Source organism: Bartonella refiksaydamii (assembly GCF_902652675.1).
GTDB classification, from domain to species: Bacteria; Pseudomonadota; Alphaproteobacteria; order Rhizobiales; family Rhizobiaceae; genus Bartonella; species Bartonella refiksaydamii.
Genome location: NZ_LR736321.1, coordinates 1 through 14,290 on the forward strand (window position 1 = coordinate 1; position 14,290 = coordinate 14,290).

Genomic DNA, 14,290 nt, shown 5'->3' on the forward strand with positions numbered 1-14,290 from the left:
CAAGCTAAACCAGTAAAAGCCGAAAAACTTAACAGTTATTATGAAGAAAGCCGTGGTTTGGAACGTGAACTTATTAGCGAATTTATAAGATCGCGCAGAACAGCGTGGCGTGTAGCGGGTGCTGTCGGTATTTTTGGCCTATTTGGTATGGTCTGTGGGGTTGTTGGCTTTTCTCAACCAGCTCCTACTCCTTTAGTGTTACGCGTTGATAATACGACGGGTGCTGTTGATGTCATTTCTGTAATGCGCGAGCATGAAACCAGCTATGGTGAAATTGTAGATAGGTATTGGCTTAATCAATATGTGCTTAACCGCGAAACTTATGATTACGACACTATTCAGTTGAACTATGACACTGCAGCGCTTTTAAGTGCCCCGACTGTTCAACAAGAATTTTACAAAATCTATGATGGTGAAAATGCACGCGATAAAGTGCTTTCCAACAAAGCACGCATTACAGTTAAGGTACGCTCAATCCAACCCAATGGACGTGGTCAGGCGACTGTGCGTTTTACGACACAACAACATGACAGCAGCGGCACAGTTGGTCCAAAACAACACCAAATCGCTACAATTGGTTATACCTATGTTGGTGCACCAATGAAATCATCGGATCGATTACTTAACCCCCTTGGTTTTCAGGTCACAAGCTATCGTTCTGATCCAGAAGTACTTTTAAATAATTGAGGAATTGATTATTATGAAAAAACTTGCATTTATTGCTTTGCTGTCCTCTCTTTCCTCATTTTATACGTTGCCCGTACAAGCCCTTAAAACTCCATCCAGTTCACAATATGATCATCGTATTCGCTACGTAACATATAACGTAGACGATGTAGTTCAAATTGAAACGGTTCTTGGTGTGGCAACACATATTATCCTTGAAGAAGGAGAGCAGTATATCACCCACGTTTTTGGTGATTCGGATGCCTATGCTTTTGCACATAAAGGGCGGCATATCTTTATTAAACCCAAAGCAGAACTTGCCAATACAAATCTCATTGTTGTAACCGATAAACGTAGCTACAAATTCCGACTACAGTTTCGGAATGATCGTGCTGGAGCTACTTATGAATTAGCTTTTTATTATCCCGATGCAAATACCCAAAAATCACTTGAGGATAGCCAACGTCTTGCCATTGAACGTGGTTTTAATCAAAGCGTGAAAGGTTATAACTTAAGCTACACGATGAGCGGCAACCAAGATATTGCTCCGATCAACGCTTGGGATAATGGACGTATTACTTATTTCAAATTTCCTGCCAACATGGATATGCCATCAATTTACGTAGTGGATGCTGAAGGCAATGAAAGTTTAATACCGCGTACCATCGTAGGAAATTCCAATGATATTATCGCTGTTCATAAGGTTAATCCCAAATGGCTTATACGGCTTGGCAAACGTGCTTTAGCTGTCTTCAATGAAGCCTATGATCCCCATGGTATACCAAATACAACTAGAACAGTATCCTCGGTGGTTCACCGCATCAATAAAGGAGGCAAATAATGTTCGACAATAAGAAAGGAGACGAAATCAACAAAAGTGTGAAACTGGATCACACCGAACCAAAGCATATTGAAGGTGCATATGGTAGCTCAGAACTAGGTTCAGAGTGCCGTCCAACAATTCCTGGTGCACGTGCATTATTGATAGTAGGACTTCTTGTCATAGTAGCAATACCGATTGCTCTGACTTGGAAAGCTCTAAAAATGCGTAATACCACAGAAGTTGAGGAAGAAAAACCTCAACAAACAGTACAACAAATTATACCGAGCTATACCCCTAAAATCATAGAAGAACCGAAAGTTGTAGAAGAAGTTGAAAAAACAACACAAACCGAAGACTCAATACAGGAGCTTTCACCTGCTTTGGCTAAGCTATTTCAAACAACGATTCCAGCACATTTGATTAAAAATTCTGAAGAATTAGCGCGCAAGCGTATGCTCCAGTCTGGTCTTAACAATGGTGGCAGTAGCGAAAACTCTACAAAACCTCCAAAAGGTAATACATCTGAATATGACTCAAATAATGGTGTATTATTCGACAAGCTACAACCTGTACGGTTAGGTCAATCACACGCAGTTCAACTTCGTAATCGTGATCTCTTAATTACGCAAGGAACACAAATAGATTGCGTACTAGAAACAAAGATTGTCACATCGCAGCCGGGAATGACAACATGTCATTTAACACGTGATATTTATTCCACAAGCGGTCGTGTTGTTTTGCTAGATCGTGGTTCTAAAATTGTCGGTTTCTACCAAAGTGGCATACAACAAGGACAAACGCGCGTTTTTGTACAATGGTCGCGTATTGAAACACCTTCTGGAGTTATCGTTAATCTTGACTCACCCGGCACCGGTCCCCTTGGAGAAGCTGGCATTGGTGGTTGGATTGACAGGCATTTCTGGGAGAGATTCGGTGGTGCAATCATGGTGAGTATAATTGGTGGTTTAGGAGACTGGGCAAAAGAAAAAATTGGAGGAAAAAGTAAAGATAAGGAAAAAGCACAATATCAATATCTACAGAATGCTGAATCGGTGGTTAGCGACGTTCTTCAAAACTCCATAAATATTACACCGACACTTTACAAAAATCAGGGCGAACGGGTGAGCATTTTTGTTGCTCGAGATTTGGATTTCAGTGATGTCTACAGCCTCATTACACGCTAATCAAATACAGAAAGATCAAGCAGTTGCACAACTTCTGCAACCACTTGATCATTTCTTAGAAGATCCCAAAATTACTGAATTATCGATCTGCCACCCCTGCGAAGTATGGGTAAAGAGCTTTGAGGGTTGGCAAATGCATAGCCTACCAGAATTAACAACCACTTTTTTGCAGACGCTTATCACAGCCATTATTGTTTATAATGGTACGGCTCCCAAGAGTATTAATTATGTGCGCTTACCTGGAGGACAGCGCGGTACAATTGTACAAACACCAGCTGTTATCGATGGCACACTCTCTTTTGTAATTCGTAAACATTCCCTCACGGTTAAAACGTTAGAGGAATTCAATGAAGAAGGTACATTTAATGATTTTACCGATGTAAGCTTCAATAAGCCTACAGAAAAAGAAGCAAAAAAATTGTTATCACAGCAGGATTTCACGCGGTTGGAACCATTTGAAGTTCAACTCTTGCACCTCAAACGAGATAGAAAAATTCTTGAATTTTTGGAAGAGTGCGTACTTCATAAACGCAACATCATTATTGCAGGAAAAACGGGCTCAGGTAAAACGACATTTGCTCGCTCTTTAATTGAAAAGGTACCCATAGAAGAGCGTATTATTACGATTGAGGATGTTCATGAACTTTTTTTACCAAATCATCCAAACCATGTACATATGCTTTATGGTAACGGAGCAGGTCGTGTTTCAGCTGAAGAATGCCTAGATGCATGTTTACGTCAATCGCCTGACCGCATTTTTCTTGCGGAACTGCGTGGCAATGAAGCATGGGAATATCTCAACTCATTGAATACTGGGCATCCGGGATCAATTACAACGACACACGCCAACAATGCTTTACAAACATTCGAACGATGTGCTACATTGATCAAAAGATCAGAGATTGGCCGTCAACTTGACCTAGAAATGATAAAGATAGTGCTTTACACTACAGTAGATGTAGTGTTGTTCTTCAAAGATAGAAAGCTCTCTGAAGTCTTTTATGATCCAATTTTTGCCAAATCGAAGATAGTTTAAGTAACGCTTTCTTCTCAAGAAAATCACATAGATAATAATAGCCGTAATAAGTTGTTACGGCTTTTTATTTAAATTTTTGAAATAAGCTTTCCCCCCCTCTTATTTTTCTAATAAACTTTTCATGCTCTTACGACAGGGGAAGTGAGAAGGTGATGATAAGCATAATTCAAAGAAAAATTACTAGAGAATAAACATCCCAGTAAAAAGAATCTCTGTAGAAATCATCTCTATCCTTTGTAGCAACAAAATTTGCGCCTGAAAATATCTTGAAACAAATTTTACTACTTCTTAATGCAAACTAACCTGTTAAAGCCCTATTTTAATGCCGCTTTTTCGACACAGTTTTGTAATGCTGTAAATCACTTCACAAAGAACAGAGCGCCTTTCCACGTAAAGACTTACCAACTTATACACAACAGATTAAGCGATTTTGAACAGAGCAACATAAAAAATAAGGAAAAATTCTTTATAAACGACATAAATTGCAAATATTGATTGGCTATACCGCTGATATTTATTGGTAAACTCTATCTTTCATAGCGGGAAATAAAATCACTAGATATTTTTCGTTCCGTAAACGAACAATTGGGCTGGTAGGCAAACAAATAATCAAGACAAAGAAATAATGGAAACTACAATTTAAGCATAATTTTTATGACGGTTGAATCCGCTTAAACAACGTTGCCTCATTGTAGCTTCTTATCCACATTCAAAATGTATTTTCCCAATCAACACTTTTTTTGTTCAAGAGGTAGCCCTTTTTTAAAGGCGATACGATAATAGCCATTTTTAATTCTCACACAAAATCTAATAAATCTTTATAAATCGAACAGACCGAATCTCGTACACATCTCAAAGAACGCAAAAAACATTCACGCCCTCTCATCTTTCACGTTACCCTTATTAAGGAACATTTTTTAAAGACGGCGTTCAACCATAAGTTTTTTAATCTCAGCAATTGCCTTCGCTGGATTCAACCCCTTTGGACAAGTTTGCGTACAATTCATAATCGTATGGCACCTATATAGCCGAAAAGGATCTTCCAGATTATCAAGACGTTCTCCGCACATTTCATCACGCGAATCAGCGATCCAGCGATACGCTTGGAGCAAAATAGCTGGCCCCAAATAACGATCACCGTTCCACCAATAGCTAGGACACGATGTCTGACAACAAGCGCATAAAATACATTCATAAAGACCATCAATTTTTTGGCGATCGGAATGGCTTTGTAACCACTCTTTTGCTGGCTCCGGTGAAACGGTTTGTAACCAAGGCTCAATCACACGGTGCTGCGCATAAAAACGCTTCAAATCAGGCACTAAATCTTTAACAACTGGCATGGAAGGCAAAGGATACACTTTAATAGGATGCACCACATCATCCATACCTTTGGTGCAAGCCAACGTATTGGTTCCATCAATATTCATTGCACATGAACCACAAATACCTTCACGGCACGATCGGCGAAGAGTCAAAGTTGGATCAATATGATTCTTAATAAACAAAAGCCCATCAAGGATCATTGGACCGCAAGCTAAGCGGTCTACATAATAAGTATCCAGATGGGGATTTTCCTCATCATCAGGCGACCAACGGTAAACATGAAATTCTGTCAGTTTCGTAGCACCTTCAGGCTTAGGCCAAACCTTTCCAGCTTTCACTTGTGAATTTTTGGGAAGCTTAATTTGTACCATAATTTATTCTCCCCTTAGTAAACGCGTTTTTTAGGAGCAATACGCTTTAGATCAATACCACCATCTGCTTCAGATGTTAACGGCTCCACATGGACAGGACGATACGACAACGTCACCTTTCCTTCTCTCGATAAATGTGAAAGTGTATGTTTACGCCAATTTTTGTCGTCACGCTCTGGATAATCTTCACGTGCATGTGCTCCCCGACTTTCTAGACGTGCTTCTGCTGAATAAACGGTGGTTATTGCATTAGCCATGAGATTTTCAAGTTCTAACGTTTCGACCAAATCAGAATTCCATATCAACGAGCGATCTGTTACTTTGAGATCAGACAGTTCACCCCAAATTTGACTCATCCGCTGACATCCTTGTTTCAAAGAATCTTCTGTACGGAATACAGCAGCATCTTCTTGCATAGTGCGTTGCATTTTTTCACGTAACACGGCGGTTGGTGTCCCTCCGTGAGCAAAGCGTAAACGATCAAAACGCGCTATAATTTCGTCAACGGCCGATTCATTGAGAGGTGGAATTTCCGCCTCGCGGTCAATCACTTCACCAGCACGAATCGCAGCTGCACGCCCAAACACAACAAGATCAATTAATGAATTCGAACCCAAGCGATTTGCTCCATGGACAGAAGCACACCCAGCTTCTCCCACAGCCATCAAACCTAGTTGAACACGATCAGGTGAATCTGCCGTGGGATTGAGAACTTCCCCATAGTAATTGGTGGGAATACCACCCATATTATAATGAACCGTTGGAAGGATTGGGATAGGTTCTTTTGTTACATCAACACCTGCAAAAATCCGTGCTGATTCAGAAATCCCTGGCAAACGCTCATGCAATATAGCAGGATCAATATGGTTGAGAACCAAATGGATATGATCTTTCTTCGGACCAACACCACGTCCTTCACGGATTTCAAGCGTTATACAACGTGAAACAAGATCACGTGAAGCCAAATCTTTAAAGGAAGGCGCATACCGCTCCATAAAGCGCTCACCTTCAGAATTGACCAAATAGCCACCTTCACCACGTGCCCCTTCTGTAATTAAGCAACCAGAACCATAAATACCTGTAGGATGGAATTGAACAAATTCCATATCTTGGAGTGGCAGCCCAGCACGCGCGATCATCCCCCCCCCATCACCCGTACAAGTATGCGCCGATGTTGCAGAAAAATAAGCACGCCCATAGCCACCAGTTGCAAGAACAACCATTTTAGCAGAAAAACGGTGTATTGTACCATCATCAAGATTCCACGCCACAACACCCGTACAGACACCATCTGTCATGATCAAATCAAGGGCAAAATATTCAATAAAAAACTGCGCATTATGCTTTAAGCTCTGTCCATAAAGTGTATGCAAAATCGCATGCCCCGTACGATCAGCTGCTGCGCAAGTGCGCTGGACTGGTGGCCCTTCCCCAAACTCTGTTGTATGTCCTCCAAAAGGTCGTTGATAAATTTTACCTTCTTGCGTACGGGAAAAAGGCACCCCGTAATGTTCTAACTCGTACACAGCAGCAGGTGCGTTACGCACCAAATATTCCATTGCATCGGTATCGCCCAGCCAATCAGACCCCTTCACCGTATCATACAAATGCCATTGCCAATTGTCAGGCCCCATATTCGAAAGTGACGCTGCAATACCGCCTTGTGCTGCAACGGTGTGCGACCGAGTTGGAAAAACCTTTGTGATACAGGCTGTTTTCAACCCTTGTTCGGCCATTCCAAGCGTTGCACGCAAACCCGCACCGCCCGCACCAACGACAACAACATCAAATTTATGATCTACAGTGTGATAAGAGGCATTACCAGCTCTAGCCCCCAGAAATGATCCCTTGCTCACCATACCCTTCAACCTCCCAATGCAATCTTTAAGAGAGAAAAAATGATGATACTACCTAGAGCAAAACAAAATAAAATATTCAGCACCAAAAATAACATCCGCATATTTCCACGCGGAATATAATCCTCAATAACAACCTGCATTCCAAGTTTCATATGGTAAAGAACTGAAAAAGTGAGCAATCCCATCAAAATAGCAACCACAGGATGTGAAAACCTCGCCCGCACAATGCTGTAATCCTTTCCAACAAGCGAGAGAACAAGAACAATGAAAAATATTAAAAGTGGCAGATTTACAAAACCTGTCAGACGTTGTAACCAAAAATGCTCTGTTCCTTCATGCGCACTTCCATGTCCACGTACTTTCCCAAGTTCTGTTCGAAAGTCTTTTTTCATATCTTTTTCCCCCAACTAAACAATGCTATATCCAATAATCCAAATAGCAACAGTAACAATAAGGGAAATAAACACTGTCGCCCACGCAGTGGGCGTAGCCTTCTCTTTGGCCAAAAGGCAAGGTTTTAGATCCCAAACAATGTGGCGAACACCACCAACCATATGATGAACTCCAGCAAGAGTATAAAGAAACAAAACACAAAGCCCAAGCAAAGAACCATAAATCTCATTTACCGTTCTAAAAGCCTCAGCTCCACAAGCAATTGACATTAACCAAAGAGCGAGAAAGACCATTCCGAAATAAAGAGCCACACCAGTGATACGATGCGCAATTGACATCGCCATAGTGATGGTCCAACGATAAATAGTTACATGAGGTGAACGAGGACGCTCTTTTATCCTAATTGTTTCTGCCATAAAATATCCTGACCTAGCTTCTACCGCAACCGCATTATGAGCGATACAATTCGCACAAAACAACCAAGTGCATTATCATTTTACTTGTTTAGGCATCTTAAAATGCCAACATTACAGGTCGGTTATCTCAAATAACGGATTAAAGGTCACGCATAAAAAAACCGATTATTCTACAGACGCAAGCCATAAAATTTACCTCAGCCTAATACAATTTTATCTTCACGTCAAAGGTCTAACATCGTTTCTCAAACACAAATATACATTTTTTCAACTACCCTTATGCCCGTTTTTTTTAAAATACGAACGATAATACCCTCTGGGATCTTGAATTTTTGCCATTATTTAAGAAAATTTAAGACACGGGAGAGGCGCAACATTTTTACGCGCACCTCAAACCACTTCTTTAGTGATCACCAGAAATCATGGAAGACATAAAAGCTACTTTTGCACAAATTCTATTAGATGCGGTATTTACTCAGCGCTTTGCGGTGCAGCATTTACACTAACAGCTTCTATTTCTGCACTCTCAGCAACCTTTTCACCTTTTTTCCGGTAATCTCTCTTTTCAGAGATACGCGCAGCTTTACCTCTTAAACCACGAAGATAATAAAGCTTTGCACGACGCACTTTACCTCGGCGCACAAGCTCAACACCTTCGATCAAGGGAGAATAAATCGGAAAGACACGTTCAACACCTTCACCATAAGAAATCTTGCGCACTGTAAAAGTCTCATTCAACCCACCACCTGAACGTGCAATACAAATTCCTTCATACGCTTGAACACGTGTACGTGTACCTTCGGTCACGCGCACCATGACACGAACCGTATCCCCTGGCTGAAAAATTGGAAATTGGCGTTTTGCTTCAATTTTTGCACATTGTTCAGCTTCAAGCTGCGCGATAATATTCATTTCTTTTATCCTTCATGTTCTTCATTGAACAGTCAGAGCGCTCAACTCTTGCCAAAAAAGCTTTTTCATACAAAGAAAAGAGGTTCTTTAGACTATGCCTTACGCAGGAGCGAATACACCATTCCTTCACTTTAATTTGGAATTACAGAAAACCCTTTACAGAAAAACTCTCCAAAAAGAGAGCCATGCAATACACCACCTTACAACATGAATCAAGTTTTCTGACGATTTTTATCATAAAGAGCATAAAGATCAGGACGGCGTTGACGTGTTAATAATTCGGCTTGCTGCTGACGCCAATCCGCGATAATTTGGTGATGTCCTGATGTCAACACTGGAGGAATACCCCGCCCTTCAAAAAGAGAAGGGCGCGTGTACTGAGGGTGCTCGAGCAAACCATTTTCAAAACTTTCACATTTTGCAGAAGCCTCATTGCCCATAACTCCAGGCAAAAGACGTATGATAGCATCCAAAAGAACCAATGCAGCCGTTTCCCCACCGGAAAGAATATAATCACCAATGGAGACTTCTTCTAATTCCCGCGCTTCTATAACCCGTTCATCTACACCTTCAAAACGTCCACAAACCAAGGTTACACCGGATTCACGCGCCAAAGAGCGCGCATAAGTTTGGTTAAAAGGGCGCCCACGCGGACTCATCAACAACCTTGGCGAATCATGTGGACAACTATCAAGTGCAGCCGCTAGCACATCTGCCCGCATCACCATACCAGCTCCCCCACCAGCCGGTGTATCATCAACGCTATGGTGTTTATCCAAAGCAAAATCCCTAATCTGCACTGTCTCCAGCGACCATATTCCTCGCTCTAAAGCTTGCCCTGCTAAAGAATAACCCAAAAAACCTGGAAACATTTCAGGATAAAGTGTTAAAATACGCGCTTGAAACTTCATTTTTTTCATTCTTTCATCCACACCTTTAGCATGAACCTTGCTAAACCAACACCCATTGGGGTATCATCACATCATGATGTTTATCCAAAACAAAATTGCTCATCTGCTCTGTATCTAAATACCATATTCTCCGCTTTAGAGCTTGTCTTGCTAAGAATGCCCTAAAAATTCACGAAACATTTCAAGAGTGTGCTAACCCATGTGCTTGAAAGCACATTCTTGCATTCCTTCACTTTCCACTTTCATTTTTTCGAGCTATTTTCCCTTTGTGATTTTCCTCTCCATAACTTAAACCAGCAGCAACTGGATCAACAACAAGAAAACCAGAAGCAATGCAAATTTCTGGCACTGCCGCTTTGCTAAAAGGAATAAGCGCAGTTTTGCGCGTATTCAAACGTATTTCAAGCAAATCACCAGCCCCAAAATTAAAAAAACCACTCACCTCACCTAGAGTTTTACCAGCACAATCTCGGACATAAAGTCCAATTAAATCGACTTGATAAAATTCATCCTCTTCCAAATCGTCTACCAATTGGTCACGGACAACATAAAGGCGAATCCCTTTTAAAGCTTCAGCAGCACTGCGATCTTCAATTCCTTTAAAACGCACAATGGCATTATCTTTTTGCACGCGAAGAGTTATAATTTCATAAGAACGCCCCATATCATCATAAAGGATACCGTAGATCTTTAAACGCTGTGGCTCAGCGCTTAAAGATTTAACCAAAACATCTCCTCTGATACCATGAGCTGGACCAATAATGGCAAGATAGACTTTCTTTTTAAGCTTTTTTTGATTATATTCCATGAAAAAATATCATCTCTCAAAAATGAACCCTTCAATCTGATAATTTTTTACTCAATTTTGTTGCTCTATCAGAAATCGTCTCAAAAGTCTTTCTTGGCAACAACAGCAAATTAAAACAAGGAGAAGTCTTATGGCAAATGTTATGCTATTTTACAAAGATATTACCCCAATCAACAAAGTTACCCATAAAAACCTAAAATTTGCTCCTCCAAGCGATATGTCCTTTGCTAAAGATACCCACTGGGTTCCTTTAGCAAGTAGTGAATATTTCCAAGCTGCTCTAGACTATCCAATTTTGTTTATGTGTGCAGAAGATGAAAAAAAGAAAAAACACTATACATCCGCTGCACTTGTAGGTCTCTCCAACGAAGAAAATGATTACATCACTTCCGATAAAAGTTGGGAACGAAATACTTATGTCCCCGCTTTTGTCCGTCGCTATCCTTTCGTTCTTGCGCAATTTCAAAATGAAAAAGAGCTTTCTGTTTGTTTTGATCAGCAATCAGGCATGTTTAATGAAGTTGCAGGAACAGAACTTTTTAATTCGGATGGCTCCATTTCACCCTTTATGGAAGAGCGTATTCAATTTCTTGAAAGCTTTAAAATCGCTATGGAAAAAACTTCTGAATTTATCGATGCCCTTGTAGAGATGGACCTTCTAAGCGAAAAATCAATTAATGTGAAAAACGACAAAGGTCTTTCAGCACAATTGGAACATTTTTGGGTTGTTGATGAAGAAAAACTGAATAAACTCTCTGCAAACCAACTTGCCAAACTCCATAAAAATGGCTTTTTAGGATTGATTTTTGCACATCTTATGTCAACGCATAATCTTTTAAAAATACTCTCTCTAAAAGGTGAAAAGCGCCTCACAAACCATGAAGAACAATCGCAAAAAAAGATTAGCAACTCTGAAAACAATACACCTAAAAAGAAAGAGACCCTCAACTAGAAATGTCTAAAAAAGATGACGGTAGAAAAGATGAAAATGTCTTTCTGATTCCAGCTGACCATGCTGTTTTATCGGCAAGAAAAAACTGGTTAGATGGTCTTATACAAACACGTCGCATGGCCACACAAACAGTTAAAGCATACGAGCGTGATACACGACAATTTTTGTCTTTTCTCTGTCAGCATTTAGGGCACCAACCAACCTTTAATGATCTCACCAATTTGCGCGCCATGGACTTGCGTGCTTATTTGGCTTATCGCCGTACACACAATATAAGTGCTCGCTCTTTAAGCAGAGGAATGGCGGGTTTGCGCTCTTTTTTTAACTACTTATCGCGCCAAGGGATTATCAGTGTTCCTGCTGCTAAACTTGTGCGAACTCCAAAACGACCAAAATCGCTACCGAAACCTTTAACGATAAAATCAGCACTCCATATAGTCAAACAAGAAAATCAACAGGAAAATGAACCATGGATTACCGCCCGTAACGCTGCTGTTTTAATGCTTCTTTACGGCTGTGGAATGCGGATATCAGAAGCCTTAAGCCTCACACCAGAACAATTTTCTGATCCCCAAAAAAAAAGTTTATTTATAAAAGGAAAAGGTGAAAAAACACGTCTTGTCCCCCTCATCAAAATCGTTTACGAAACTGTACAGAATTATCTCAAATGCTGCCCGTATCCTTTAGTTGACAATCAACCAATGTTCCGCGGCGCGCGAGGTGGTATCTTGCAGCCAGCCATTATTCAACGAGCCGTTCGAAATTTACGCGCGAACCTTGGTTTACCAGAAACGGCTACCCCCCATACACTACGCCATTCTTTTGCCTCACATCTTTTGTCACGGGGAGGAGATTTGCGCACTATTCAAGAACTTCTAGGACATGCCTGTCTCTCGACCACACAAGCCTATACCCATGTTGATACAGACTACTTGCTTAAAATTTATCGAAAAGCGCACCCCCGTTCTTGAAAAAGTTTTGAACAACAAGAGAAATTAAACAGATGCAACCTCAAGTGCCAAAGCATGAATACAGGTTGCTAATTCTTTCTGTAAAACTTGATAAATCGCTCGGTGTATCTCCACACGCGTCATACCAGAAAAAGAAGAAGACAGAATTTTCACCCGAAAATGCGTTTCTCCTTTAGTATCAAAAGCATGCTCATTATGAGGATGCCCCGCATGAAGATGACTCTCGTTAATTACCTCAAGTTTCTGTGGATGAAAAGCGTCTTGGAGCTTTATCTGAATCGTTGTCTGGACTGTAGTAGACATTTTTTATTCCTTCACAAAATGAACGGTGCAATACACCTTTTTCATTACTAAATGAGTGTGAAAATAAATTTTTCAAAAGTCAATTCTTGTCAAATCAATCGATTTTGCATAAACCTAAAGATATGACAATAACATCTAAATTATTCGACTCAATTCGAATCAGCTCCAACAAAAAGCAAAAAGCTGAATCAGAAGCACAACAGTGTCAATGGGAAGGTTGTGAAAAAACAGGAGTCCATAAAGCACCAGCAGGTCGAAATCACGAAGGGCAATATCTATACTTTTGTATTGATCATGTACGTGCCTATAATAAAAATTTTAATTACTTCTCTGGTCTTAGCGATAAAGATATTGCAAAATTCCAAAAGGATGCTCTCACAGGACATCGTCCAACATGGCCTACCGATTTTAGCAATAGCACGTCGAAAAAAACAGCAGCCAATTATGCACAAATTCGCTCTGGTACAGCTGCCTACCAAAATCGTATGCGCGATCCACTTACACTGTTTACTGAGCGTCATTCAACCAATAGTTTTTCACGAAAATTAAAACCCTTAGAAGCCAAAGCTTTTGATACATTGGGATTACCAGCAAATGCTTCAGCTGAAGATATCAAAACAAAATATAAAGAACTGGTAAAGAAGCACCATCCTGATTCCAATGGCGGTAATCGTTCTTCAGAAGAGCGTTTTCGCGATGTTTTGCATGCCTATAATTTGCTCAAAAAAGCTGGTTTGTGCTAACAAACAGAAGCACACACCTATACAAAGGGGTTTTCTTCTGAACAATCTTTTACCCATTGTGCACCCTTTTCACTTATGCAAGAATCAAGCCAGCACCATTATTCTTTTTGCTAACCCATAACATTGCAACTACTCTCACATTTAGACGAAACATGAGAAGCATATTTACTGCTTTTTTAAAGGGGTTTGTCCATAGGCCAATCCCACTATGACATGCAAGTGAGCTATTTTATTGATTCATCATAAACAGATTTGAAATGAAGAAAATGTCTCCACATTCGAATAATACTTTGATTTATAATGATAATTCACTGTTTTGTATGTTGAATGAGAGTCTCGAATAACGTAAGATTCTCTCATTTCAAACCTGTTTATATTGCATCAATCAAAACCACTCATTTGCATATAACAAGTGGGATGAGTGTGTGGATCAAATTTGTATAAGAAAGGAGTAAAAATGGCTCTTATGAACCGTCTTAATGCAAAAGCTGTCGCAACATTGGGAGCTGGCAAATATAATGATGGTGCCGGCTTGCTTCTTCACAAGCGTAAAGATGGAGGTGCTCAATGGATTTTACGGTATACCATTCATGGTCGGCGCCGTGAAATGGGCTTG

The 14,290-nt window shown here is 40.4% G+C and carries 15 protein-coding genes and 1 pseudogene; 8 read left to right on the plus strand and 8 right to left on the minus strand.

Annotation, left to right across the window (positions count from 1 at the left end):
- The 4 genes from GQO39_RS07565 to virB11 all read left to right on the plus strand — a co-directional run.
- The coding region (locus GQO39_RS07565; protein WP_156851645.1) for a VirB8 family type IV secretion system protein at positions 1 to 687 on the plus strand (687 nt) is incomplete at its 5' end.
- A gap of 13 nt (positions 688 to 700) precedes the next feature.
- Positions 701 to 1,507, plus strand: coding sequence for a P-type conjugative transfer protein VirB9 (virB9, locus tag GQO39_RS07570; RefSeq protein WP_156851646.1), 807 nt, complete (start codon positions 701 to 703; stop codon positions 1,505 to 1,507).
- Positions 1,507 to 2,673 (plus strand): type IV secretion system protein VirB10, encoded by a 1,167-nt coding sequence (gene virB10, locus GQO39_RS07575; protein WP_156851647.1) that lies wholly within the window; start codon positions 1,507 to 1,509, stop codon positions 2,671 to 2,673. The genes virB9 and virB10 overlap by 1 nt, the downstream gene beginning before the upstream one ends.
- Positions 2,645 to 3,709: a P-type DNA transfer ATPase VirB11 gene (gene virB11 / locus GQO39_RS07580; protein ID WP_198039437.1), complete on the plus strand. Its 1,065-nt coding sequence runs from the start codon at positions 2,645 to 2,647 to the stop codon at positions 3,707 to 3,709. Before virB10 ends, virB11 begins: the two co-directional genes overlap by 29 nt.
- A 917-nt stretch (positions 3,710 to 4,626) precedes the next feature.
- On the opposite strand, the gene GQO39_RS07585 is transcribed toward virB11, so the two are convergent.
- The 7 genes from GQO39_RS07585 to rimM form a co-directional block, all read right to left on the minus strand.
- Positions 4,627 to 5,406 (minus strand): succinate dehydrogenase iron-sulfur subunit, encoded by a 780-nt coding sequence (locus tag GQO39_RS07585; protein WP_007552977.1) that lies wholly within the window; start codon positions 5,404 to 5,406, stop codon positions 4,627 to 4,629.
- Between the two features lie 14 nt (positions 5,407 to 5,420).
- Positions 5,421 to 7,265, minus strand: a complete 1,845-nt coding sequence (gene sdhA / locus GQO39_RS07590) for a succinate dehydrogenase flavoprotein subunit (protein WP_007552978.1) — start codon at positions 7,263 to 7,265, stop codon at positions 5,421 to 5,423.
- A 5-nt stretch (positions 7,266 to 7,270) separates the two neighbouring features.
- Positions 7,271 to 7,657, minus strand: coding sequence for a succinate dehydrogenase, hydrophobic membrane anchor protein (gene sdhD, locus GQO39_RS07595; protein WP_007552979.1), 387 nt, complete (start codon positions 7,655 to 7,657; stop codon positions 7,271 to 7,273).
- A gap of 15 nt (positions 7,658 to 7,672) precedes the next feature.
- Complete coding sequence (gene sdhC / locus GQO39_RS07600) at positions 7,673 to 8,074, minus strand: succinate dehydrogenase, cytochrome b556 subunit (RefSeq protein WP_156851649.1); 402 nt, start codon at positions 8,072 to 8,074, stop codon at positions 7,673 to 7,675.
- 471 nt (positions 8,075 to 8,545) lie between these two features.
- On the minus strand, positions 8,546 to 8,986 hold the full coding sequence (rplS, locus tag GQO39_RS07605; RefSeq protein ID WP_007552983.1) for a 50S ribosomal protein L19: 441 nt from the start codon (positions 8,984 to 8,986) through the stop codon (positions 8,546 to 8,548).
- Positions 8,987 to 9,198: 212 nt separating this feature from the next.
- Positions 9,199 to 9,897: a tRNA (guanosine(37)-N1)-methyltransferase TrmD gene (gene trmD, locus GQO39_RS07610; RefSeq protein ID WP_156851653.1), complete on the minus strand. Its 699-nt coding sequence runs from the start codon at positions 9,895 to 9,897 to the stop codon at positions 9,199 to 9,201.
- A 229-nt stretch (positions 9,898 to 10,126) separates the two neighbouring features.
- The gene (gene rimM, locus GQO39_RS07615) at positions 10,127 to 10,705 is read right to left on the minus strand and encodes a ribosome maturation factor RimM (protein ID WP_156851650.1); all 579 of its coding nucleotides are present in this window, start codon (positions 10,703 to 10,705) and stop codon (positions 10,127 to 10,129) included.
- A gap of 130 nt (positions 10,706 to 10,835) precedes the next feature.
- Here rimM and GQO39_RS07620 point away from each other — a divergent pair, with 130 nt between their 5' ends.
- Together GQO39_RS07620 and GQO39_RS07625 are read left to right on the plus strand one after the other, a co-directional pair.
- Positions 10,836 to 11,657: a SapC family protein gene (locus GQO39_RS07620; protein ID WP_007552986.1), complete on the plus strand. Its 822-nt coding sequence runs from the start codon at positions 10,836 to 10,838 to the stop codon at positions 11,655 to 11,657.
- 2 nt (positions 11,658 to 11,659) lie between these two features.
- Positions 11,660 to 12,628: a tyrosine recombinase XerC gene (locus GQO39_RS07625; protein ID WP_156851651.1), complete on the plus strand. Its 969-nt coding sequence runs from the start codon at positions 11,660 to 11,662 to the stop codon at positions 12,626 to 12,628.
- A 24-nt stretch (positions 12,629 to 12,652) separates the two neighbouring features.
- Here GQO39_RS07625 and GQO39_RS07630 read toward each other — a convergent pair whose 3' ends face one another.
- A complete protein-coding gene (locus tag GQO39_RS07630) occupies positions 12,653 to 12,931 on the minus strand; it encodes a BolA family protein (protein WP_156851652.1) in 279 nt (92 codons plus the stop codon).
- A gap of 122 nt (positions 12,932 to 13,053) precedes the next feature.
- Between GQO39_RS07630 and GQO39_RS07635 the strand changes: the two genes are divergently transcribed.
- Positions 13,054 to 13,674: a J domain-containing protein gene (locus GQO39_RS07635; RefSeq protein ID WP_156851654.1), complete on the plus strand. Its 621-nt coding sequence runs from the start codon at positions 13,054 to 13,056 to the stop codon at positions 13,672 to 13,674.
- Between the two features lie 457 nt (positions 13,675 to 14,131).
- A pseudogene (locus GQO39_RS09290) lies at positions 14,132 to 14,290 on the plus strand (Arm DNA-binding domain-containing protein); the annotation flags it as partial.